This window comes from Streptomyces sp. NPDC001714, from assembly GCF_042892755.1.
Classification (GTDB): Bacteria; Actinomycetota; Actinomycetes; order Streptomycetales; family Streptomycetaceae; genus Streptomyces.
Genome location: NZ_JBIAUL010000004.1, coordinates 497,895 through 518,906 on the forward strand (window position 1 = coordinate 497,895; position 21,012 = coordinate 518,906).

Below are 21,012 nucleotides of genomic sequence, written 5' to 3' on the forward strand. Positions count from 1 at the left end.
ACGCCGTGGCAACATCGCCACCGCTGGCGTGATGTTAGCCACATGGAGGAGCCTGAGTCAGTACCCCGTACGAGACCAGTCCGTGACCTGCACGACGGGATGGCCGGGAAACGACGGGGCCCTGATCGCCACGAGAGCTGATCAGGGCCTCGAAACCGCCGGTCAGAGGGGTTATCGCGTGGCGCGGTTGACGGCGGAGACGACCGCCTTCAGCGACGCACGCGTCGTGTTCGCGTCGATGCCGATGCCCCACAGGATCTTGCCGTCGATCGCGCATTCGATGTACGAGGCGGCCTGCGCGGAGGCGCCCTCGCTCATCGTGTGCTCCTGGTAGTCCAGGAGACGTACGTCGATGCCCAGGCCCTGCAGCGCGTCGAAGAACGCGGAGATCGGGCCGTTGCCGGAGCCGGTCAGGACGGTGTCCTCGCCGTCGACGGTGGCCTCGACGGTGAGGGTGTCCACCCCGTCGGTGTCGGTGGTCGACTGGCCCGTCCGCACCTGGATGCGGCCCCAGGGGTTCTCCGGGTTCGGCAGGTACTCGTCCTGGAAGACCGCCCAGATGTCGGCCCCGGTGACCTCGCCGCCCTCGGCGTCCGTCTTGGCCTGGATGAGCTTGGAGAACTCGATCTGCATCCGGCGCGGCAGGTCCAGCTTGTGGTCGTTCTTCAGGACGTAGGCGATACCGCCCTTGCCGGACTGCGAGTTGACCCGGATGACCGCCTCGTAGGAGCGGCCGACGTCCTTCGGGTCGATCGGCAGATAGGGCACCGCCCACTCGATGTCGTCGACGGTGACGCCCTGCGCGGCCGCGTCGGCCTCCATGGCGTCGAAGCCCTTCTTGATGGCGTCCTGGTGGGAGCCGGAGAAGGACGTGTAGACCAGGTCGCCCACGTACGGGTGGCGCGGGTGGACCTCCATCTGGTTGCAGTACTCCCACACGCGACGGATCTCGTCGATGTCGGAGAAGTCGATCTGCGGGTCGACGCCCTGCGAGAACAGGTTCATGCCCAGGGTGACCAGGTCGACGTTGCCGGTGCGCTCGCCCTGCCCGAACAGGCAGCCCTCGACGCGGTCGGCGCCGGCCATCAGCGCCAGCTCGGCGGCGGCGACGGCGGTACCGCGGTCGTTGTGCGGGTGGACGGAGAGCACGACGTGCTCGCGGCGGGACAGGTTGCGGTGCATCCACTCGAAGCGGTCCGCGTGCGTGGACGGCGTCGAACGCTCCACGGTGGCCGGCAGGTTGAGGATGATCTCGCGGCCCGGACCCGGCTGGTAGACGTCCATCACCGCCTCGCAGACCTCCAGCGCGAAGTCCAGCTCGGTGTCGGTGAAGATCTCCGGCGAGTACTGGTAGCCGAACTCGGTCTCCGGGCCCAGCAGCTTCTCCGCGTACTCCATCACCAGACGCGTGCCGTCGACGGCGATCTGCTTGATGTCGTCCTTGGAGCCGCGGAAGACCACGCGCCGGAAGACGGGGGCGGTGGCGTTGTACAGGTGGACGGTGGCCCGCTTGGCGCCCTTCAGCGACTCGACGGTCCGCTCGATCAGGTCCTCGCGGGCCTGGGTCAGTACGGAGATCGTCACGTCGTCCGGGATCGCGCCCTCTTCCTCGATGATCGAGCGCACGAAGTCGAAGTCGGTCTGGCCGGAGGCGGGGAAGCCGACCTCGATCTCCTTGTAGCCCATCTTGACCAGCTGGTCGAACATCCGGCGCTTGCGCTCGGGCGACATCGGGTCGATCAGGGCCTGGTTGCCGTCGCGCAGGTCGGTGGAGAGCCAGCGGGGGGCTTCGGTGATCCGCTTCCCGGGCCAGGTGCGGTCGGGGATGTCCACCTGCTCGTAGCGACCGTACTTGTGGATCGGCATGGTGCTGGGCTGCTGGCGGTTCGCCATGATTGCGGGGCTCCTAGTGGGTGTCCGGAAGGACGGCCGACGACGCAACGCGAAGCTCCGCGGGGAGGGAGTCGACCTGGACTACAGGCCCTCGCCGCGGCAGCTAAGAAGAAGCAGCCCGAAACGCATGATGCTCCGCATGCTAGCCGAGCCCCTTCGGACGCGGGGCGCCGTATCAGTATGCGGGACCGCGGGTAGAAACAGGACAAAACGTGCGCCATACCACTCGCCCTCACGGAGAGTGGCCAATTGTCACGGTATTTCACCAATCATGGTTGCAGGTAGTGACAGCCGAGTGACTCAGTGCGAAGGTGCGGTGCATGACGACCAACGGGGGCTCTGAGCCCGTCATCCGCCGCACGCCCGTCTTCTGCGGGATCGTGCCGCCGCACATCCTCGACCACCTCGCCCAGCACGAGGACCAGGCACTCTCCGACACGGCGCTGCGCACCCTGCAGCACGACTCCGCGGCCCGCGTCCGCCGCCGTGTCACCGCGGTCCGCACCCTCGCCGCCGTCGCCGCCCCGGCGGCGCCCGACACCGCTCCGCACCGCACGATCTACGACGCCGGGCACCGCACCGACCTCCCCGGCACCGAGGTCCGCGCGGAGGGCTCCGAGCCCGGTCAGGACGCCACCGTCAACCGCGCCTACGCCGGCCTCGGCGCCACCTTCGAGCTGTACCTGAAGGCGTACGAGCGGAACTCCATCGACGGCAACGGGCTGCCGCTGAACGCGAGCGTGCACTACGACGTCAACTACGACAACGCCTTCTGGAACGGCGACCAGATGGTGTTCGGGGACGGCGACGGCGAGATCTTCGTCGACTTCACGAGTTCCGTCGACGTCATCGGCCACGAGCTCACGCACGGCGTCACCCAGTACACCGCGAACCTGGAGTACTACGGCCAGTCCGGCGCCCTGAACGAATCGGTCTCCGACGTCTTCGGTTCGCTCATCAAGCAGTACTCCCTCGGCCAGAGCGCCGACCAGGCCGACTGGCTGATCGGCGAGGGCCTGCTCGCCCCGGGCGTGCACGGCGTGGCGCTGCGCTCGATGAAGGCCCCGGGCACGGCGTACGACGACACCCGCCTCGGCAAGGACCCGCAGCCGGCGACCATGCAGCACTACGTGAAGACCAGCCGGGACAACGGCGGTGTGCACATCAACTCCGGCATCCCCAACCACGCCTTCTACCTGCTCGCCACCGCCCTCGGCGGCAACGCCTGGGAGCGGGCCGGGCAGATCTGGTACGACGTCCTCACCGGCGGCGAACTGCAGTCGGACGCCACGTTCGTGGACTTCGCGAAGCTCACGGTCGACGCGGCCAAGGCCCGCTACCGGGCGGGCGAGGAGAGCGAGGCGGCCCTCAAGGCCTGGGCCCAGGTGGGGGTGCAGGCCGCCTGACCGGTCGGGGGCGGGGATGCACGCCGCCCGATTCCGTACTACACAGGGACCCATGCGTATTCAGGTGAGGCGCACGGGCGGGTTCGCGGGCATCGAGCGCCGGGCCGAGGTGGAGACCTCGGACCGGCCCGACGCCCCCGAGTGGCAGGCCCTGGCCGAGCGCGCGCTCGCGGCCGGCCGGGGCGCCCCGCCGCCCGGGGTGCCGGACGGGTTCGCGTACGAGATCACGGTGGACGGACGGACGGTGTACGCGGCCGACCCACGGCTGTCCGATGACCAACGCGAGCTGATCTCACGGGTATTGAAGGAAGGGGCGTGACCAGGTCCCGTAACGGGTAGTTCACGCCCGGGCGTTGACTTACGTTACCGGGGGTAAGGATGATCCCGGCCATGGCGACAGACTCGGTCCATCCGCTGCACCCCCTCCCCCGGTTCCCCGACGGCTTCCTCTGGGGCGTCTCGACCTCGGCGCATCAGATCGAGGGCGCGGCCGACCTGCGCGAGCCGTCCGTGTGGGACGTCTTCGAGGCGGAGCCGGGCCGGATCAAGGACGGCTCCACGGCGGCGGTGGCCTGCGACCACTACCACCGCCACCGCGAGGACGTGGCGCTCCTGGCCGGCCTCGGCGTGGACGCGTACCGCTTCTCGATCTCCTGGCCGCGGGTGCGCTCGGCCGGCGGCCTGGACTTCTACGACCGCCTGGTGGACGAGCTGTGCGCGGCCGGCATACGCCCGGTCCCGACCCTCTTCCACTGGGACCTGCCGGCAGCTCTTCAGGAGAAGGACGGCTGGCTGGACCGCGACACGGCGGCGCACTTCGCCGACTACGTCTCCACCGTCGCCGACCGGCTCGGCGACCGGGTCAAGAAGTGGATCACCCTCAACGAGCCCGCCGAGCAGACCCTGTTCGGGTACGCCCTGGGCGCCCACGCCCCCGGTCGGCAGCTGATGTTCGACGCGCTGCCGGTCGCCCACCACCAGCTCCTCGCGCACGGTCTGGCCGTACGGGCGCTGCGCGCGGCCGGTGCGGCCGACATCGGCATCGCCAACTCGCACGGCCCGACCTGGCCGGCCTCGCAGGAGCAGCCGGACCTGGAGGCGGCCGCCTTCTACGACCTCCTCCTCAACCGCCTGTTCGCCGAGCCGCTCCTGCTCGGCGAGTACCCGGACGGCATGGGCGACCTGATGCCCGGCGACGTCGCCGCCGACCTGAAGGTGATCGCCGAACCGCTCGACTGGTACGGCGTCAACTACTACGCCCCGACCAGGGTGGGCGCCCCGCAGGGCACCGAGACCGAGTTCGGCGGGCTCACCCTCCCCGCCGAACTCCCCTTCTCGGTCCAGGACATCGAGGACGTCCCGGTGACGGACTTCGGCTGGCCGGTCGTCCCGGAGGGCCTCACCGAACTCCTCACCGGCTTCCGCGACCGCTACGGCGACCGCCTCCCGCCCGTCGTCATCACCGAGAACGGCTGCTCCTACGAGGGCCTCGACGACCAGGACCGCATCGCCTACCTGGACGGCCACGTCCGGGCGCTGCACAAGGCGGTCGAGGCCGGCGTCGACGTGCGCGGCTACTTCGTCTGGTCGCTCCTCGACAACTTCGAGTGGGCCGAGGGGTACGCGCGCCGCTTCGGCCTGGTGCACGTCGACTACGCGACGCAGCAGCGGACGCCGAAGTCGTCGTACGCCTGGTACCGGGACCTCCTGCGGGCGCAGAGATGACGACGCTCCGGGAACCCGCCGCCGCGCTGGCGGAGCCGGTCGAGCGGGTCGGCCGCGGCTGGACGTCGGCCCTCTCGCTGGCCAACGGGGCGATCTGGGTGGGCTGGTACGGCCCGCTGCAGATCCTGCTCGCCTCCCAGGCCAAGGACTTCGCACCCGGCTCCGGGATGTCGAAGGAGACCATGCTGGCGTGGGTGACCGGCGTCGGCGCGGTGGTGTCGCTGGCCGCGAACCCGGTCTTCGGCGCGCTGTCGGACCGTACGACATCCCGCTGGGGCCGCCGTACGCCGTGGATCGTCGCCGGGACTGCGGGCGGGGCGCTGTCCCTGCTGCTGCTCGCGGGCGCCGGCGGCATCTGGACGATGATGGTGGGCTGGGGCCTGGTCCAGCTCACCCTGAACGCGGCCTTCGCGGCGGTCACGGCGGCGGTCCCGGACCGGGTGCCGCGGCTCCAGCGGGGTTCGGTGGGCGGCTGGCTGGGGGCCGCGCAGATCCTCGGCGTGGTCGGCGGCACCGGGCTCGCGACGGCCGCCGGGGGCATCGGGGCGGGCTATGTGGCGTGCGCGGTCTTCACCGCGCTCGGCGTCCTGCCGTACGTGCTGCGCCACCCGGACCTGCGGCTGGCGCCCGAGGACCGGCCGCCCTGGTCCTGGCGGGGCTTCCTGGCCGGCTTCTGGCTGAGCCCGCGCCGCTACCCCGACCTGGGCTGGGCCTGGCTGACCCGCTTCCTGATCAACCTCAGCAACGCGCTGGTCCTCCTCTACCTGCTCTACTACCTCCGCGACCGCCTCCACTACTCCGACCCCGACCAGGGCGTGCTGATCCTGACCGCCGTCAACGGGCTGACGCTGATGGCGACGGTCGTGGTCGGCGGGGTCTGGTCGGACCGGGTGGGCCGGCGCAAGCCGTTCGTGATCTGGTCGGGGATGCTGATGGCGGTGGCGACGGCGCTGCTGTCGGTGTGGCAGACCTGGCCCGGGGCGCTCGTGGCCGCGGCAGTGCTGGGCGTCGGCTTCGGGGTGTTCACCTCCGTGGACTTCGCGCTGATGACCGACGTCCTGCCGAAGGCCCTCGACCGCGGCAAGGACCTCGGCGTCATCAACGTCGCCAACGCGCTGCCGCAGGTGGCGGCGCCCGCCCTCGCCGCCCCGATCGTCACCTACCTCGGCGGCTACCGCGTGCTGTACCTGGTGGCGGCGGTGATCGGGCTGGCGGGGGCGTGGCTGGTGGGGCGGATCAGAGGGGTCGACTAGGGCCTGTTGCGAAAGTCCCGGTGTCCGCCCGGAGGGCGGGCCTCGCGGCGTCCGGTGCGTGCTCTCGGCGTGCCGGGTGCAGGCCCTCGTACTGGACGTACTTGGGTCTGTGCGCGGTGCGGCGAGAGCGCGTGCCGGGCGTCGCGGGGCAAGCGGGACTTTCGCAACAGGCCCTAGCCCTCTCCTACAGGGCGCCGGCGTCCCGTGCGGTCCAGACGCTGGGGTAGATGGGCCGGAAGCCGAGGTCACGGCGGATCTTCTGGTTGGAGACGATCCCGTGCCACGGGTCGCGGTCGGTGCGGGCGGACATCTCCTCGGGCACCTCGACACCGTTGAGCCGGTACAGCTCGACGGTCGTGACGGGGGCGTCGTCGGCGATGTTGTAGACCGGGCCGTTCACCGCCGGGGCGTACAGGAGGCGCAGCAGGCCCTGGGCGACGTCCGCGTGGTGGGCCATCTGGAGCCGCTGGGCGGGTGCCCAGTTCGCGGCCCAGGCCATGACGTTGACGAGGTGCGGGTCACCTTCGCCGTAGACGAAGGGCAGCCGCCCGATGCGCACCTCCATGTCTCCGCCGAGTGCGAGCAGCTCCCGCTCGGCGGCGATCTTGGACTCGGGGTAGGCGCCCCACATGTGGCCGCCGGGCCGGCTCTCGTCGTCCTCGGTGAGCGGGCGACCGCGTCCGGTGCCGTACACGTTGTTGGTGCTGACCTGCACGAACCGCCGGACCCCGGCGGCCGCGGCGGCTCGCCCGAGCGCGACGGCCGCGTCCCGGTTGACGGCCCAGGCCTCCTCGTCCGGCACCCCGCGGAAGGCGGCGGCGATGTTCACGACGGCGTCCGCCCCGGCGGCGGCCTTGCCGAGCGCCTCCTCGTCCCGCAGGTCGCCGACGACGACCTCGGCGCCCAGCGCGGCGAACGGCTCCGCACGGGCCGCGTCCCGCACAAGGACCCGTACCCGCTCGCCGGCCTCGGCCTGCTGAAGCAGCCGCGGCACGAACCGTCGCCCGACCTGCCCGGTCGTACCGGTGACGAGAGTGATCATGACCTTCTCCTTCGCTCTGGTCCCCCCACCCTCGCCCCGGCCCTCGGCGACCGGGAGAGACCTCCCGATCGGGGGACCGGCAGTCCCCTGGATAACCCGGACGCCCCCGGCGACCCTGGAGACATGGACCGCCCCGGACTCGCCGACTTCCTGCGCCACGCCCGCACCCGCCTGGACCCCTCCGACGTGGGCCTGCCCCCCGGCGCCCGGCGGCGCACACCGGGGCTGCGGCGCGAGGAGGTGGCGTCGCTGACCGGCATGTCCGCCGACTACTACACGCGCCTCGAACAGTCCCGGGGCCCGCACCCGTCCCGCCAGATGCTGACGGCACTGGCCCGCGCGCTGCGCCTCACCGAGGACGAACGGGACCACCTGTTCCACCTGGCCGGCGAGGAACCCCCGCGCCGGGAGGCGACCAGCACCCACGTCGGCCCGGGGCTGCTGCTGGTCCTGGACCGGCTGCACGACACCCCGGCACTGGTGACGACCGACTGCGGTGAGGTCCTGGCCCAGAACGCCCTGTCGCGGGCGCTGAGCGGCGACGTACTGGCCCGGCCGGCACGGGACCGCAACCTGGTCCGCCGCTTCTTCCTGGACCCTGCGGCCCGCCTGCTCTGCCCGCCGGAGGACCGCCCGCTGCGGGCCCGCGAACACGTGGCGAACCTCCGCGCGGTGGCCGCGGCCCGCCCCGCCGACCCGGTCCCCGCCGCCCTCGTCGCCGAACTCGTCACCCACAGCGACGAGTTCGCCCGGCTCTGGGCCGAACACGAGGTGGCGGTACGCCGCGCGGCCACCAAGCGCTTCCTGCACCCCGCGGTCGGCCTGCTGGAACTGGACTGCGAGGTCCTCCTCAACTCCGGCACCCACCAGCAACTCGTCATCCACACGGCCCGCCCGGGCACGGAGTCGTACGAACGCCTGCAACTGCTACGGGTGGTGGGCCTGCAGGACATGACCCCGAGCCGCACCTGACCGCTCGGGGCACCCGCGCCGCGGCGGTCCTAGAACCCCAGCCGCCGCAGCTGCTTGGGATCCCGCTGCCAGTCCTTCGCCACCTTCACGTGCAGGTCCAGGAAGACCGGTGTCCCGAGGAGGGCCTCGATCTGCTTGCGGCTCTTGATGCCGACCTCCTTCAGGCGCTTGCCCTTGGGGCCGATGATGATGCCCTTCTGGCTGGGGCGCTCGATGAACAGGTTGGCGTGGATGTCCAGGAGGGGCTTGTCGGCGGGGCGGTCCTCACGCGGGAGCATCTCCTCGACGACGACGGCGATGGAGTGCGGCAGTTCGTCGCGGACGCCCTCCAGGGCCGCCTCGCGGATCAGCTCGGCGATCATGACCTGCTCGGGCTCGTCGGTGAGGTCGCCCTCGGGGTAGAGCGCCGGGCCCTCGGGGAGGAGCGGGACGAGGAGGTCGGCCAGCAGGTCGACCTGCTTGTCGCCGACCGCCGAGACCGGCACGATCTCGGCCCACTCGAAGCCCAGCTCCTTGCCGAGCTGGTCGATGGCGATCAGCTGCTCGGCGAGGGTCTTGGAGTCGACCAGGTCGGTCTTGGTGACGATCGCGACCTTCGGGGTCTTGCGGATCCCGGCGAGCTCCTTGGCGATGAAACGGTCACCCGGACCGATCTTCTCGTTCGCCGGGAGACAGAAGCCGATCACGTCCACCTCGGCCCAGGTGGTACGGACCACGTCGTTGAGGCGCTCGCCGAGGAGGGTGCGCGGCTTGTGGAGACCCGGGGTGTCGACCAGGATCAGCTGGGCGTCCTCCCGGTGCACGATGCCGCGCACCGTGTGCCGCGTCGTCTGCGGCTGGTTCGCGGTGATCGCCACCTTCTGCCCGACCAGAGCGTTCGTGAGGGTGGACTTGCCCGCGTTGGGGCGCCCGACGAAACAGGCGAAGCCCGCCCGGTGGGCGGCCTCCGACGATTCCGACGGCTCGGTTGACTGGCTGCGAACGCTCATGGCCCCCATTCTCCCTGATCCACGGGGCCCCGCCGCACCGTGAGATTTCGGTAACCCAGACGCAACGAAACGTCACGGAAACACAGCCGTACGCAACCGGAAACGGAGACCGGTGACCCTCTGACGAGCCCCGACCGACGTTGGAGACGCCCGTGTTCCTCTCCGCCGCGCACGCCGACACCGGTGACACCGCCTGGCTGCTCGCCGCGACCGCCCTGGTCCTGCTGATGACCCCGGGCCTGGCCCTGTTCTACGGCGGCATGGTCCGCACGAAGAGCGTCCTCAACATGCTGATGATGAGCTTCGTGTCGATCGCCCTGGTCACGGTGGTGTGGCTGGCGGGCGGCTACTCGCTCGCCTTCGGGGACGACCTCGGGGCCGGGCTCCTCGGCGACCTCGCCCACGCGGGCATGAGCGGCCTCGGCCCGGACAGCGTCCAGGGCACCGTCCCCACCCTCCTGTTCGCCACCTTCCAGCTCACCTTCGCGATCATCACGGCCGCGCTGATCAGCGGTGCGATCGCGGACCGGGCGAAATTCGGGGCCTGGCTGGTGTTCGTCCCCGTCTGGGCGCTGCTCGTATACGTTCCCGTCGCGCACTGGGTGTGGGGCCCGGGTGGCTGGATCGCGCACCACCTCGGCGCCCTCGACTTCGCCGGCGGCCTGCCCGTCGAGATCACCTCCGGCGCCTCCGGCCTCGCCCTCTGCCTGGTCCTCGGCCCGCGGCTCGGCTTCAAGAAGGACGCCATGCGGCCGCACAACCTGCCGATGGTGGTCCTCGGCGCCGGTCTGCTCTGGTTCGGCTGGTTCGGCTTCAACGCGGGCAGCGCGCTCGGCGCCAACGGCCTGGCCGCCGCCGTCTTCCTGAACACCCTCGCCGCCGGCTGCACCGGCCTGCTCGGCTGGCTCTTCGTCGAGCAGAAGCGGGACGGCCACCCCACCACCCTGGGCGCGGCCTCCGGCGCGGTCGCCGGCCTGGTCGCCATCACCCCCTCCTGCGGCTCGGTCTCCCTGCTCGGCGCGCTGGTCGTCGGCCTCGCCGCGGGCGTGGTCTGCTCGTACGCCGTGGGCTGGAAGTTCAAGCTGGACTACGACGACTCGCTGGACGTCGTCGGCGTCCACCTGGTCGGCGGGATCATCGGTACCCTGCTGATCGGCCTGTTCGCCGAGAAGGCCATGACCGGCGGCGCGGCGGGCCTCTTCTACGGCGGCGGGCTCGCCCAGCTCGGCAGGCAGGCGGTGGCGGTCGTGGCCGTCGCGGCCTACGCGTTCGCCGTGACGTACGGCATCGGCAAGCTGCTCGACAAGGCGATGGGCTTCCGGGCTGCCGAGGACCAGGAGCACACCGGTTTGGACCTTACGGTGCACGCCGAGACCGCTTACGATCACGGGGTCCTGGGCCATGGCGCCCCGGTCTCCCACTCCGTCGTCCCCACCGCCCAGAAGGTCAACTCCCAGGCATGAAGCTCATCACCGCGATCGTCAAGCCCTACCGCCTCGACGCGGTGAAGACCGCGCTCCAGGAGCTCGGCGTGCACGGCCTGACCGTGACCGAGGCCAGCGGCTACGGCAGGCAGCACGGCCACACCGAGGTGTACCGGGGCGCGGAGTACCGCGTCGACCTGGTCCCCAAGGCCCGGATCGAGGTCGTCGTCGAGGACGCCGACGCCGAGCCGGCGATCGAGGCGATCGTCAAGGCCGCGCAGACGGGGAAGATCGGGGACGGGAAGGTGTGGGCCCTGCCGGTGGAGACGGTCGTACGGGTGCGGACGGGCGAGCGCGGCCCCGACGCCCTCTGAGAGACCAGGGGAACGGCTTCCCCCGGCCCCGGCGCGTGCGGGCGAACAACGCGCCGCCCGCCGCTCCGGCGACGAACACCACCACCAGCACGAGCCACGGCAGCGCGAGGAACGACGCGCTCGCCGACTCCCTGGTGCCGCTCGCGCTGGCCGTCAACGTCACGTTCCCCCAGTCGAGCTGGGGCGCGTCCCGCCAGCGCGCGGTGAGGCGGACGCGCTCCCCCGGCAGCAGCTCGGAGGGGACCTGGGTGAGGTCGCGGCTGAGCAGCGTACGGCCGAACAGGCCCTCGGCGCGCAGCCGCACCTTCGGGTTCAGCGTCACGTTCCCGGTGTTGTGCAGGGTGTAGGAGATGGTCGCCGTGCTGGCGCCGAGGCCGGGCACGAGCGGCTGGTGGTGGCCGATGTGCACGTTCTCGACGGCGAGGGCCGGAAGCGTCGGCCCGCTCACCCGCAGGTAGACCCGGGCGCCGACGGCCCGCTGCACGCCGAGCGCCAGGGACCCGGACCCCGGGTCGACCTTCTCGTCCAGCGCGACGATCGCCCCGGGATGGTCACCGGGCTCGGCGCCCTTCGGCACATGCAGGGTGAACGGAACGGTGACCGTCTTGTGCGGCGGCACGGTGACCCGCGCCTTCCCGATCTTCGCCCAGGCCCCCACCCCCCGCATCTTCTCCTTCACCGTCCGGACGGCGAAGCCGCCGTCCCGGGCGGTGTTGTAGGCGTCGGCCGCGTACAGCCGGAAGGTCAGCGGCTTGCCGGTCTTGTTGGCGACGGCCACCTTGTCGGTGATCGTCTGCCCGGGGTCGAGGGAGAGGTAGAAGTAGGGCCGCGCCGCGATCTTCGAGGCGACCGGGTACACGGACCAGCTGCCGTTGTCGGCGGCACGCGCGGGACCGGCCGTGCAGAGGACACCGAGGATCAGGCTCAGGAGGAGGACATACGGCTTGACGCGACGCATGGGTGCGGACCCCCGGTCGGAAGCGGGTCGGGTGACGACCGGGTCTTTCCGCACTCGAAAGCCCGGTCGCCACAGGAAAGTCGGCTCAGGTGAGCGTCAGGGTCAGGACTCCGGAGTACGACCCCGGAGGCGTGAACGCCGGTACGTCCAGGGAGAGTCCGGCGTCGACCGTGAACTCACCGCCGGTGAGCGTGGCGTCCGGGGTCGACGCGAGGGTCGCTCCGGAGCTGCCGACGGTGCCCGCCGAACCGGCCGCACAGGTGCTGGGGCTGCCCGGCTTGGTCGCACAGGCCGGCGTCCAGCTCAGCTTCCCGGCGTCGATCCTGGCGCCGGGACCGGTGAAGTCGGTGACCTTGCCGGTGAGCGACCAGCCGGCCGGCCCGCCACGGAAGTCCTTGACGGTGACGGTCTGCAGGTTGCCCGTGGACGCCCCGCCCTGCCCGAAGTCGACCGCCGACAGCGCGACGGAGTCCCCGGCCTGGGACATGGACAGGGTCCCCGCCTTGACGGTGGTGGTCAGCTTCTGGCTGCCGGGCGGCACGGGTGTGGTGTCGTTGACGGTGTAGGCGGCCGGTCCGGCCCCCAGGTCGTCGCTCCACGCGCTCCCCTCGTACGCCACGATCCCGGTCGTCGTCTTGTCGTTGACGACGACAGGCGCGCTGAAGGAACCGTCGGAGCCCGCGGTCGCCGTGGCCGTGTCGGCGGTCTGGCTGCCCCCGGACCGCCCCGCCAGGGTCACGGTGGCACCCGGCGTGAAGTTCTTCCCGCTGACGGTCACGCTGTCACCGGGGTTGCCGGAGGCCTTGTCGAGGCTGATGGCGCGGGTGTTGACCGGGGTGGTCGAGGTCGCCGTGACGGTCTCCGACACCGGGGCGGGCGGGTTGGTGACCGTGCACGGGGTGTCCAGCTCCAGGATGTAGCTGGTGTGGATGTTGTAGTCGCCGGGCGAGAGCTTGATGGCGCCCGGCGAGGTGACGGTGAACGTCCCCGTCATGGAGAACGACGGGAAGGTCCCGTAACCCGGCACCGGATCGTTCTTCTTCGGCCCGGTCACCGTCACATCACCCGTCTGGGCCCCACCCAGGGTGACCTTCCCCGTCGGCGTCATGATGTCGGCCGGCAGGGCGAGGGCGGTGGGGTTGTTGGCGGCGGGCGTGACCACGGTGTAGGTCACGGTGACCGTGTCGCCGACCTTGGGGCTGGTGTTGTCCACCGAGATGTTGGCGGTGGTGGTGCCGTCGATCGGCGGGAGGCCCGCGACGGCGGGCGGGATGCAGTGCGTGGCGAAGTCGACGTTCGTCCCGGCGGCACCGGCCGGGCAGGCCAGCGCGCCCCCCGCCGTGACCGCGAGCGCGGTCGCCCCGAACAGTGAGATCCAGCGCCACCGTCGGGATCTTCGTGATCTTGGGGGTGAACCCATGGAAGCCCCCTCCTGAGGGTTGCGGGCGCAGCGGCTCCTCTGCGCCGACAGGGGGCCATTGATGTGGAGGCCGCGTGAGAAGTCAATGGAGATGCCGCAGAAACCTGACGGTTCATCAGCTTCTGCGGCATCCGGAACGAGCCCGTCAGCGGACTCAGAAGACGAACGGGCCCGGGGACTGGGCGGCGCTGGACGTACAGGTGACGGTGACACCGAAGATGACCATCTTCAGCGAACCCTTGTAGAAGTCGAGGCTGTCACCGGAGGCCACGGTGCCCGGGAGGGGGCCGACGGTGACCGGAGAGCCGGCGGCCATGGCCGGGTTCACGGTGCCGCTGAAGACCCGGTTGGCGCCGGTCGAGTTGGCCATGGTCAGCGTGGAGGCGATGGAGTTCGCCGACAGCGCGAGCGGGGTGGTGATCGCGCTGGAGGTGAGCGTGAGGGTGGCCGAGGTACCGCTCTGGGTCGCGGTGAGGGTGGCCGTGCCGCCGCCGAAGATGCCGCAGCTGGCGGTGACGGTGGCGGTGGTCGGGGTGACGGCGGCGGCCGAGGGCGCGAAGGCCAGCGCCGTGACGGCGAGGCCCCCCGCCGCGAGTGCCGCACCGGTGGCTATTCGTTTCATGGGGATCGGGCTCCCTTCCCGTTACGTGGGAATGCCATGTGGGGATGGCGACCCCGGTCCGGGTGGGTGCGGACACACCGCGGGGCCGAATCTGACGGTCCGTCGGAACTTACGGTCCCATTGACACGCGAGAGACACAGACCGACAAGGTTGAAATTTGGCCGACTGCAGGGAGGGGACCGGCGGACGCGTGCCGCGACACGGCGAGGGGGCGGGCGGCGGATCCGTGCCACCAGACGGCGAAGGGGCAGCAGCGGCCCCGTCCCGCCACACGGCGAAGGGGCCGGCGGACGCGTGCCGCGACACGGCGAGGGGGCGGCCGCGGACCCGTCCCGCCACACGGCGAAGGGACGGCGGCGGACGATGATGCGGCTTCGGCAAGGGGGGGCTGGGGCAGCGGTGTGGCTGCGGGTACGTGGGGGCTGGTCGCGCAGTTCCCCGCGCCCCTTCAGGTGGGACCAGCACAGCCGCCCCAAAGGGGCGCGGGGAACTGCGCGAGCGACCACGACGGCGCCGCACCCGCCCACACACCGCATCCCACCCCGGTCAACCCACCCGCCCCCTCCCCCGACGGAGTCAGAGAACGCCTCGCTTCTCAGCGGAGCGAGTCGGGTGGGCGGGTGGGAAAAGGACTAGGCAGGGACAGTGAGCCGAACCTCCCCGTCCGCCCCCGCCAGCAGCACCGGCGTCCCCGGCCCCCCAAGATCCCGCACCGCGGCCAGGTCCTCCGCCGAAACCCCCTCGGCCCCCGTCACCACCGCCGCCGCCTCCAGCGACTCCGCCCCCGACGCCACCGCCATCGCCACCGCCGTCCGCAACGCGCTCAGCTTCAGCGAGGCCAGCTCCACGGTCCCCGCCACATACGTGCGGCCCGTCGAGTCCCGCACGGCCGCCCCCTCGGGCACCCCGTTGCGGGCCCGGGCCGAGCGGGCCAGGGTGACGATCTTGCGGTCCTCGGGATCAAGCGCGTTGCTGTCGGTCATGCCCCCGAGCATACGAACAACCCGGCCCGGCCCCTTCTCCTCCCCCGCCGCCGGACGGAGTCAGCCGAGGTTCCGGACGATCTGACTCCGTACCGCCCCTGGAACAGGGCAACCGTGTCTACGGCCGGTCCAGCCGCAGCCGCTCCGCCTTCGGCAGCCCCGCGACGACAAGGTCGTACGAGTCCTCGATCAGCTCCTTCACGAGCCGCTCGGGAAGCCCGCCGTCCACGGTCACGGTGTTCCAGTGCCGCTTGTTCATGTGATAGCCCGGCGCGATCAGCCCCTCGTGCTCGCCCCGCAGCCGCACCGCGTCCTCGGGGCTGCACTTGAGGTTGACCTTGAGGGGCTTCGCGTCGATCCAGCTCAGCGCGAACATCTTGCCGAGCACCTTGAAGACCGAGATGTCCGGGTTGAAGGGAAAGTCCTCCTCGGCCGCGTTGAAGGAGAGGCAGAAGGCGCGCAGCTGGTCCGGGGTCACTCGGGTTCGTCCTCCGAGGCGTCGGGCACCGGCACCGGCTCCACCAGTACCGTCACGATCTTGTTGCGGCGGCCGGCGGCCGACTCGGCGGTGAGGGCCAGCTTCCGGCCGTCGGGGAGTTCGACCTGGGCGGAGGCACCGGCGATGGGCACCCTGCCGAGGGCTTTCGCGAGCAGGCCGCCCACGGTCTCCACGTCCTCGTCGTCGTACTCGTCGAGACCGTACAGCTCGCCGAGGTCCGTGATGTCGAGGCGGGCGGTGACCCGGTAGCGGTCGTCGCCGAGGTCGGTGACCGGTGGGAGTTCACGGTCGTACTCGTCGGTGATCTCGCCGACGATCTCCTCCAGGATGTCCTCGATGGTGACGATCCCGGCCGTGCCGCCGTACTCGTCGATGACGACGGCGACGTGGTTGCGCTCCTTCTGCATCTCGCGCAGCAGGTCACCGGCGTTCTTGGTGTCGGGTACGAAGAACGCGGGCCGCATCGCGGTGGAGACCAGGTCGGACTCGGCGTCACGGCTGATGTGCGTCTTGCGGACCAGGTCCTTCAGGTACACGATCCCGACGATGTCGTCCTCGCTCTCCCCGGTGACGGGTATCCGCGAGAAGCCGGACCTGAGGGCGAGGGTGAGGGCCTGGCGGATGGTCTTGTACCGCTCGATGACGACGAGGTCGGTGCGCGGGACCATGACCTCCCGCACCAGCGTGTCGCCGAGTTCGAAGACCGAGTGCACCATCCGGCGCTCGTCGTCCTCGATCAGCGACTCCTTCTCGGCGAGGTCGACCAGCGCGCGCAGTTCGGCCTCGGAGGCGAACGGGCCGCGCCTGAAGCCCTTGCCGGGCGTGAGCGCGTTGCCGATGAGGATGAGGAGATACGGGATCGGGCCCATGATGCGAGCGAGCGGCAGCAGCACGTACGCGGCGGCCGTCGCCGTGTTCAGCGGGTGCTGGCGCCCGATGGTGCGCGGGGAGACGCCGACGGCGACGTACGACACGAGCACCATCACGCCGATCGCGGTGAGCAGCGCCTGCCAGGTGGTGGGGATCTCCTGGAGGCACTCGTAGGTGACCAGGGCCGCGGCCGCCATCTCACAGGCGACCCGGACCAGCAGCGCCACGTTGAGGTAGCGGGTGGGATCGGCGGCGAGTTCGGCGAGCCTGGCGCTGCCGCGCCGCCCGGACTTCACCGCCTCCTCGGCCCGGAAGCTGGAGACGCGGGCGATACCGGCCTCGGCGCAGGCGGCCAGCCAGGCGACGACGACCAGCGCGACCGCGCCGAGGACGATCTGCGGACTCATACGGCGGCGACCCGGTTACGAGACCGTCGGCGCCGGCGAGGGCCCGGTCAGGCCCTGCTCCGCCCGCCAGCCGTCCACGATGGCCGCCTGCAGACCGAACATCTCGGCCTTCTCGTCGGGCTCCTCGTGGTCGTAGCCGAGCAGGTGCAGCACGCCATGGACGGTGAGCAGCTGGAGCTCCTCGTCCATGGAGTGCTGGGTCTCGGCCTCGGCCCCCTGCTTGGCGGCGACCTCCGGGCAGAGCACGATGTCGCCGAGCAGCCCCTGCGGCGGCTCGTCCTCGTCCTTGGACGGCGGCCGCAGCTCGTCCATCGGGAAGGACATGACATCCGTCGGACCCGGCAGGTCCATCCACTGGATGTGCAGCTGCTCCATGGCGTCGGCGTCCACGACGATCACCGAGAGCTCGGAGAGCGGGTGGATGCGCATCCGTGCGAGCGCGTAGCGGGCGATGTCGAGGATCGCCTGCTCGTCGACCTCGGTTCCGGACTCGTTGTTGACGTCGATCGACATGGCGCTGTGCTTGTCTACTTCCCCTTGTGCGCGGACTTCGAGCGGCCGCCCTTGTGCGTGCCGTTCTCCGTGCCGTGCGAGCTGTCGTACTTCTCGTACGCGTCGACGATACGGCCCACCAGCTTGTGCCGTACGACATCGTGGGACGTCAGCCGGGAGAAGTGCACGTCGTCCAGGCCCTCCAGGATGTCCTGCACCTGGCGCAGACCGGACTTGGTGCCGTTGGGGAGGTCGACCTGCGTCACGTCACCGGTGATCACGATCTTCGACTCGAAGCCGAGCCGGGTGAGGAACATCTTCATCTGCTCGGGCGAGGTGTTCTGGGCCTCGTCGAGGATGATGAAGGCGTCGTTGAGGGTGCGGCCGCGCATGTAGGCGAGCGGCGCGACCTCGATCGTCCCGGCCGCCATCAGGCGCGGGATCGAGTCGGGGTCGAGCATGTCGTGCAGCGCGTCGTACAGCGGGCGCAGGTACGGGTCGATCTTCTCGTAGAGCGTGCCCGGCAGGAAGCCGAGCCGCTCGCCGGCCTCGACCGCCGGCCGGGTCAGGATGATGCGGTTGACCTGCTTGGACTGCAGGGCCTGCACCGCCTTGGCCATGGCCAGGTAGGTCTTGCCGGTGCCCGCGGGCCCGATGCCGAAGACGATCGTGTGCTTGTCGATCGCGTCGACGTACCGCTTCTGGTTGAGGGTCTTGGGGCGGATGGTGCGACCGCGCGAGGACAGGATGTTCTGCGTCAGAACCTGGGCCGGGGTCTCCTCCGGGCCCTCCCCGTTCTCGCTCGCCCGCAGCATGGCGATCGAGCGTTCCACTGCGTCCTCCGTCATCGGCTGCCCGGTGCGGAGCACCAGCATCATCTCGTCGAACAGGCGCTGTATGAGGGCGACTTCACGGGAATCGCCGACCGCGCTGATCTCATTGCCCCGGACGTGGATGTCGGCCGCCGGGAAGGCCTTCTCGATCACGCGGAGCAGGGAGTCGCCGGATCCCAGCACGGTGACCATGGGGTGCTGGGCGGGAACCTCGAACTGAGCTCGGGCCTGCTGCTGCGCGGAGGTGTGAGCTGTGGGTGTCTGAGTCATGGGCCGGCGCTTAAGGCCTGCGGTTCCTCCTCGTCACGGCCGCGTAGCTGAGGGCGGCCTCGCGTTATCAAGCGTACGACGCGGGAGTGACAACGCCGTAGGCCTTTTCACAGCGGAAGGCGCCCCCGCTGCGGCCGTGAGCCCTGCATGCGCTCCTGCACGCCGGGGCAGAATCCGTGCCGTCACTGCCACACGTGGTCGGGGGGCCGCGTTCGCCCGCTCCGGGCCACCTGTCCGTACAGAAAGCAGGTAGCCGTGCGACTGCGTCTGCCCACGTCGGTGTCCGAGGCCCGGGACTGCCTGGCCGAGGGGGCGATACCCGTCGGCGGGGCGACCCTGATATGGGCCGCGTGGCAGCGGGACGGCTTCCCGGAACAGGCGGTGTCCCTGCGGAAGGTACCGGAGGCGACGGCGATAGGAAACGGGGTGCTCGGGGGCGCGGTCCTTCTGCACCAGGTGGACGACCGGGTTCCGGAGGTGCTGCGGCAGGCGGCGAAGGGGGTCGGCACGGGGGCGGTGCGCCGGACGGCGACGGTCGGCGGGAACATCGCCGGGTCGAGCCTGCGGGACCTGCTGCCTGCGGCGATCGCGCTGGACGCGCGGGCCGACGTGCTCACGGCGGACGGGGTGTACGAGGTGGACCTCGCCGAGGTCCAGGCCAAGGCGCCGGTGCTGCTGGCGCTGCGCTGGCGGGAGCCGGTGAAGGCGGCGTACACCAAGGTGGCCGACCCGGCGGGCGGTGAGGTGCCGATGATCGCCGCCGCGGCGGTGGACACGGAGGGCGTGCTGAGGGTCGCGGTGCGGGAGGGGTATGCGGTGAGCAGCGGGGGTGTGGGGGCCGACGGGGGCGGGGTGGAGGAGCTGTTCGCCGGGGCGTTGTCCGGGGTGTCGGAGGCGGGTCGGACGCTGGTGCGGGAGCAGGTTGCCAAGGTGCGGGGAGAGTAGGCCGAGGGGTTGTACCGGTTTCGCCGTCGGGTGCGGGCCGGTGGGGGGCTGGTCGCGCAGTTCCTCCCCCAGCCTTCGGCCGGGGGTACCCCCAGCGCCCCTTGCGGGGCGCTGCAGTCGCGTCAGCCACATAGCTGCGGGCAGTCGTGCCGCTGGGGCGGCACGGGTGGGCGGTGGGGCCCCCGCGCGAGCGAAGCCGAGCGTGGGGGAGGCACCCTGCAAGCGCCGGTGAGCGAAACCCCCCGCCCCGGCCCCCACACACCCGCACCCGCGATCGTCACCCCGTCCGCCCGAACCCGATCGTCGGCACCGCCCTCCGCAGCGGCCACGGCCTGACCTGGTCCTCCTGCGGCACCAGGCCCTCCAGGAACGCGTACCGTCGCAGCGCCGCCGGATCCTGCCCCGCCACCGACTGCACCTTCCGCCACCACGCCCCGATCTCCGACCACCCGGGAGCGGACAGGGAGCCGCCGAACTCCTGGACGGAGAGCGCCGCGGTCAGCCCCGCGAAGGCGAGGCGGTCGGCGAGCGGCCAGTCCGCGAGGGTGCCGGTGACGAAGCCGGCGACGAAGACGTCGCCCGCGCCGGTCGGGTCGAGGGCCTCCACGGCGATCGCCGGCACCTCCGCGGACTCGCCGGTACGCCCGTCGACGGCGTAGGCGCCCTCCGACCCGAGGGTGACCACGGCGAGCGGCACGTACTCGGTGAGGGCGTGCGCGGCGGCCCGCGGGCAGTCCGCGCCGGTGTACCGCCGCGCCTCCTCCGCGTTGGGCAGGAACGCCTCGCAGTGCTCCAGATCGGCGAGGCCCGCGAGGTCCCACGCACCCGTGTCGTCCCAGCCGACGTCGGCGAAGATGCGGGTCCCCTCGGCGGCCGCCCTGGCGATCCAGGGGTTGCGTTTGCCGGGCGTGAGGGAGGCGACGGCGGCACGCGCACGGGCGGGGTGACCGGGTGCGTTCTGCTGGCGGAACAGGGTGTCGGCGGGCGGCTCGTGCCCGTGCGAGACCATGGTCCGCTCCCCCTCGTACGCCATGGAGACGGTGACCGGCGAGTGCCAGCCGCGCACGGTCCGGGACGGGGAGAGGTCGATGCCCTCGCCCTGGGCGAGCGCGTCCCAGCAGTACTCGCCGTAGTGGTCGTCGCCGAAGGCGGCCGCGAGGGAGGTCTTCAGGCCGAGGCGGGCGAGGGCGGTGGCCATGTTGGCGACGCCGCCGGGGCTGGAACCCATGCCCCGGGCCCACGACTCGGTGCCGCGCACCGGCGCGGAGTCGAGGCCGGTGAAGACGATGTCGAGGAAGACGGTGCCGGTGAGGTAGACGTCCCAGGGCGGATCGTCCGGCGTGCGCAGGGCGGCCAGCGGGTCGACCTGTGCGGCGCAGTGCGGTGCTGTTGCTCCCCTGTCGTCGTCGAGGTACTCCGGTTCCTCTCCGGCGAACGCGTTGGACGCGGTCACGGTGCGCTCCCTGACGTGGTGCGGATCCGGCCAGTGTGCACCATGTCACGGGAGCGGCGTCCGCTCTCGCCGTACGACCGCCCGAACGGGCGGCGCCACCGGCGGAGCCCGGCCGGTTTCGTACGGCCCGGCTCGGCCGCCCGCATCGCCGCCCCGCCGTCGCGGTCGCGGAGCGTCCCGCC

The 21,012-nt window shown here is 71.4% G+C and carries 20 protein-coding genes; 8 read left to right on the forward strand and 12 right to left on the reverse strand.

Annotated features, from left to right (window positions below):
* Nucleotides 1-171: 171 nt before the first annotated feature.
* Complete coding sequence (leuA, locus tag ACFY0P_RS13880) at nucleotides 172-1,893, reverse strand: 2-isopropylmalate synthase (protein WP_388911253.1); 1,722 nt, start codon at nucleotides 1,891-1,893, stop codon at nucleotides 172-174.
* Between the two features lie 320 nt (nucleotides 1,894-2,213).
* On the opposite strand from leuA, the gene ACFY0P_RS13885 reads away from it, so the two are divergent.
* From ACFY0P_RS13885 to ACFY0P_RS13900, 4 genes are all read left to right on the forward strand, one after another.
* Entirely contained in the window at nucleotides 2,214-3,299 is a 1,086-nt protein-coding gene (locus tag ACFY0P_RS13885) for a M4 family metallopeptidase (RefSeq protein ID WP_388911256.1), read from the forward strand.
* A 52-nt stretch (nucleotides 3,300-3,351) separates the two neighbouring features.
* Nucleotides 3,352-3,618, forward strand: coding sequence for a protealysin inhibitor emfourin (locus tag ACFY0P_RS13890; protein WP_388911259.1), 267 nt, complete (start codon nucleotides 3,352-3,354; stop codon nucleotides 3,616-3,618).
* A gap of 71 nt (nucleotides 3,619-3,689) precedes the next feature.
* On the forward strand, nucleotides 3,690-5,024 hold the full coding sequence (locus tag ACFY0P_RS13895; RefSeq protein ID WP_388911261.1) for a GH1 family beta-glucosidase: 1,335 nt from the start codon (nucleotides 3,690-3,692) through the stop codon (nucleotides 5,022-5,024).
* The gene (locus ACFY0P_RS13900; protein WP_388911264.1) at nucleotides 5,021-6,277 is read left to right on the forward strand and encodes an MFS transporter; all 1,257 of its coding nucleotides are present in this window, start codon (nucleotides 5,021-5,023) and stop codon (nucleotides 6,275-6,277) included. Before ACFY0P_RS13895 ends, ACFY0P_RS13900 begins: the two co-directional genes overlap by 4 nt.
* Before the next feature lie 184 nt (nucleotides 6,278-6,461).
* On the opposite strand, the gene ACFY0P_RS13905 is transcribed toward ACFY0P_RS13900, so the two are convergent.
* Complete coding sequence (locus ACFY0P_RS13905; protein ID WP_388911267.1) at nucleotides 6,462-7,319, reverse strand: NAD-dependent epimerase/dehydratase family protein; 858 nt, start codon at nucleotides 7,317-7,319, stop codon at nucleotides 6,462-6,464.
* Nucleotides 7,320-7,442: 123 nt separating this feature from the next.
* Here ACFY0P_RS13905 and ACFY0P_RS13910 point away from each other — a divergent pair, with 123 nt between their 5' ends.
* Nucleotides 7,443-8,291, forward strand: a complete 849-nt coding sequence (locus ACFY0P_RS13910; protein WP_388911270.1) for a helix-turn-helix transcriptional regulator — start codon at nucleotides 7,443-7,445, stop codon at nucleotides 8,289-8,291.
* Nucleotides 8,292-8,320: 29 nt separating this feature from the next.
* Here ACFY0P_RS13910 and era read toward each other — a convergent pair whose 3' ends face one another.
* Nucleotides 8,321-9,289, reverse strand: coding sequence for a GTPase Era (gene era, locus ACFY0P_RS13915; protein WP_388911273.1), 969 nt, complete (start codon nucleotides 9,287-9,289; stop codon nucleotides 8,321-8,323).
* Nucleotides 9,290-9,432: 143 nt separating this feature from the next.
* On the opposite strand from era, the gene ACFY0P_RS13920 reads away from it, so the two are divergent.
* Together ACFY0P_RS13920 and ACFY0P_RS13925 are read left to right on the forward strand one after the other, a co-directional pair.
* Entirely contained in the window at nucleotides 9,433-10,743 is a 1,311-nt protein-coding gene (locus ACFY0P_RS13920) for an ammonium transporter (protein ID WP_388911276.1), read from the forward strand.
* Nucleotides 10,740-11,078 (forward strand): P-II family nitrogen regulator, encoded by a 339-nt coding sequence (locus ACFY0P_RS13925; RefSeq protein WP_351490554.1) that lies wholly within the window; start codon nucleotides 10,740-10,742, stop codon nucleotides 11,076-11,078. Before ACFY0P_RS13920 ends, ACFY0P_RS13925 begins: the two co-directional genes overlap by 4 nt.
* Here ACFY0P_RS13925 and ACFY0P_RS13930 read toward each other — a convergent pair.
* The 8 genes from ACFY0P_RS13930 to ACFY0P_RS13965 form a co-directional block, all read right to left on the reverse strand.
* The gene (locus ACFY0P_RS13930) at nucleotides 10,972-12,036 is read right to left on the reverse strand and encodes a WxL protein peptidoglycan domain-containing protein (RefSeq protein WP_388911279.1); all 1,065 of its coding nucleotides are present in this window, start codon (nucleotides 12,034-12,036) and stop codon (nucleotides 10,972-10,974) included. The genes ACFY0P_RS13925 and ACFY0P_RS13930 overlap by 107 nt on opposite strands.
* A gap of 85 nt (nucleotides 12,037-12,121) precedes the next feature.
* Nucleotides 12,122-13,456: a beta-xylosidase gene (locus ACFY0P_RS13935; RefSeq protein WP_388911282.1), complete on the reverse strand. Its 1,335-nt coding sequence runs from the start codon at nucleotides 13,454-13,456 to the stop codon at nucleotides 12,122-12,124.
* Nucleotides 13,457-13,610: 154 nt separating this feature from the next.
* The gene (locus tag ACFY0P_RS13940; protein WP_388911285.1) at nucleotides 13,611-14,078 is read right to left on the reverse strand and encodes a hypothetical protein; all 468 of its coding nucleotides are present in this window, start codon (nucleotides 14,076-14,078) and stop codon (nucleotides 13,611-13,613) included.
* 632 nt (nucleotides 14,079-14,710) lie between these two features.
* The gene (locus ACFY0P_RS13945) at nucleotides 14,711-15,061 is read right to left on the reverse strand and encodes a cytidine deaminase (protein ID WP_388911288.1); all 351 of its coding nucleotides are present in this window, start codon (nucleotides 15,059-15,061) and stop codon (nucleotides 14,711-14,713) included.
* A gap of 118 nt (nucleotides 15,062-15,179) precedes the next feature.
* Nucleotides 15,180-15,539, reverse strand: coding sequence for an MmcQ/YjbR family DNA-binding protein (locus ACFY0P_RS13950; protein WP_388911291.1), 360 nt, complete (start codon nucleotides 15,537-15,539; stop codon nucleotides 15,180-15,182).
* A complete protein-coding gene (locus ACFY0P_RS13955) occupies nucleotides 15,536-16,837 on the reverse strand; it encodes a hemolysin family protein (protein WP_388911294.1) in 1,302 nt (433 codons plus the stop codon). Before ACFY0P_RS13955 ends, ACFY0P_RS13950 begins: the two co-directional genes overlap by 4 nt.
* A gap of 15 nt (nucleotides 16,838-16,852) precedes the next feature.
* Entirely contained in the window at nucleotides 16,853-17,350 is a 498-nt protein-coding gene (ybeY, locus tag ACFY0P_RS13960; protein WP_234539372.1) for an rRNA maturation RNase YbeY, read from the reverse strand.
* Nucleotides 17,351-17,364: 14 nt separating this feature from the next.
* Nucleotides 17,365-18,432 carry a PhoH family protein gene (locus ACFY0P_RS13965; protein WP_388911297.1) on the reverse strand — a complete coding sequence of 356 codons (1,068 nt, stop codon included), beginning with the start codon at nucleotides 18,430-18,432 and terminating at the stop codon, nucleotides 17,365-17,367.
* A gap of 255 nt (nucleotides 18,433-18,687) precedes the next feature.
* On the opposite strand from ACFY0P_RS13965, the gene ACFY0P_RS13970 reads away from it, so the two are divergent.
* A complete protein-coding gene (locus tag ACFY0P_RS13970) occupies nucleotides 18,688-19,377 on the forward strand; it encodes an FAD binding domain-containing protein (RefSeq protein ID WP_388911300.1) in 690 nt (229 codons plus the stop codon).
* 277 nt (nucleotides 19,378-19,654) lie between these two features.
* Here the strand turns inward: ACFY0P_RS13970 and ACFY0P_RS13975 are convergent, their stop codons facing one another.
* A complete protein-coding gene (locus tag ACFY0P_RS13975; RefSeq protein ID WP_388911303.1) occupies nucleotides 19,655-20,830 on the reverse strand; it encodes a carbohydrate kinase family protein in 1,176 nt (391 codons plus the stop codon).
* Between the last annotated feature and the right edge of the window lie 182 nt (nucleotides 20,831-21,012).

What these genes read in the sequence shown, in the direction of transcription:
- ybeY (WP_234539372.1), bottom strand. Translation starts at nt 17,350, where the DNA reads ATGTCGATCGACGTCAACAACGAGTCCGGAACCGAGGTCGACGAGCAG.
- ACFY0P_RS13885 (WP_388911256.1), top strand. Translation starts at nt 2,214, where the DNA reads ATGACGACCAACGGGGGCTCTGAGCCCGTCATCCGCCGCACGCCCGTC.
- leuA (WP_388911253.1), bottom strand. Translation starts at nt 1,893, where the DNA reads ATGGCGAACCGCCAGCAGCCCAGCACCATGCCGATCCACAAGTACGGT.
- ACFY0P_RS13940 (WP_388911285.1), bottom strand. Translation starts at nt 14,078, where the DNA reads ATGAAACGAATAGCCACCGGTGCGGCACTCGCGGCGGGGGGCCTCGCC.
- ACFY0P_RS13895 (WP_388911261.1), top strand. Translation starts at nt 3,690, where the DNA reads ATGGCGACAGACTCGGTCCATCCGCTGCACCCCCTCCCCCGGTTCCCC.
- ACFY0P_RS13945 (WP_388911288.1), bottom strand. Translation starts at nt 15,061, where the DNA reads ATGACCGACAGCAACGCGCTTGATCCCGAGGACCGCAAGATCGTCACC.
- era (WP_388911273.1), bottom strand. Translation starts at nt 9,289, where the DNA reads ATGGGGGCCATGAGCGTTCGCAGCCAGTCAACCGAGCCGTCGGAATCG.
- ACFY0P_RS13935 (WP_388911282.1), bottom strand. Translation starts at nt 13,456, where the DNA reads ATGGGTTCACCCCCAAGATCACGAAGATCCCGACGGTGGCGCTGGATC.
- ACFY0P_RS13965 (WP_388911297.1), bottom strand. Translation starts at nt 18,432, where the DNA reads ATGACTCAGACACCCACAGCTCACACCTCCGCGCAGCAGCAGGCCCGA.
- ACFY0P_RS13905 (WP_388911267.1), bottom strand. Translation starts at nt 7,319, where the DNA reads ATGATCACTCTCGTCACCGGTACGACCGGGCAGGTCGGGCGACGGTTC.
- ACFY0P_RS13930 (WP_388911279.1), bottom strand. Translation starts at nt 12,036, where the DNA reads ATGCGTCGCGTCAAGCCGTATGTCCTCCTCCTGAGCCTGATCCTCGGT.
- ACFY0P_RS13925 (WP_351490554.1), top strand. Translation starts at nt 10,740, where the DNA reads ATGAAGCTCATCACCGCGATCGTCAAGCCCTACCGCCTCGACGCGGTG.
- ACFY0P_RS13955 (WP_388911294.1), bottom strand. Translation starts at nt 16,837, where the DNA reads ATGAGTCCGCAGATCGTCCTCGGCGCGGTCGCGCTGGTCGTCGTCGCC.
- ACFY0P_RS13900 (WP_388911264.1), top strand. Translation starts at nt 5,021, where the DNA reads ATGACGACGCTCCGGGAACCCGCCGCCGCGCTGGCGGAGCCGGTCGAG.
- ACFY0P_RS13890 (WP_388911259.1), top strand. Translation starts at nt 3,352, where the DNA reads ATGCGTATTCAGGTGAGGCGCACGGGCGGGTTCGCGGGCATCGAGCGC.
- ACFY0P_RS13910 (WP_388911270.1), top strand. Translation starts at nt 7,443, where the DNA reads ATGGACCGCCCCGGACTCGCCGACTTCCTGCGCCACGCCCGCACCCGC.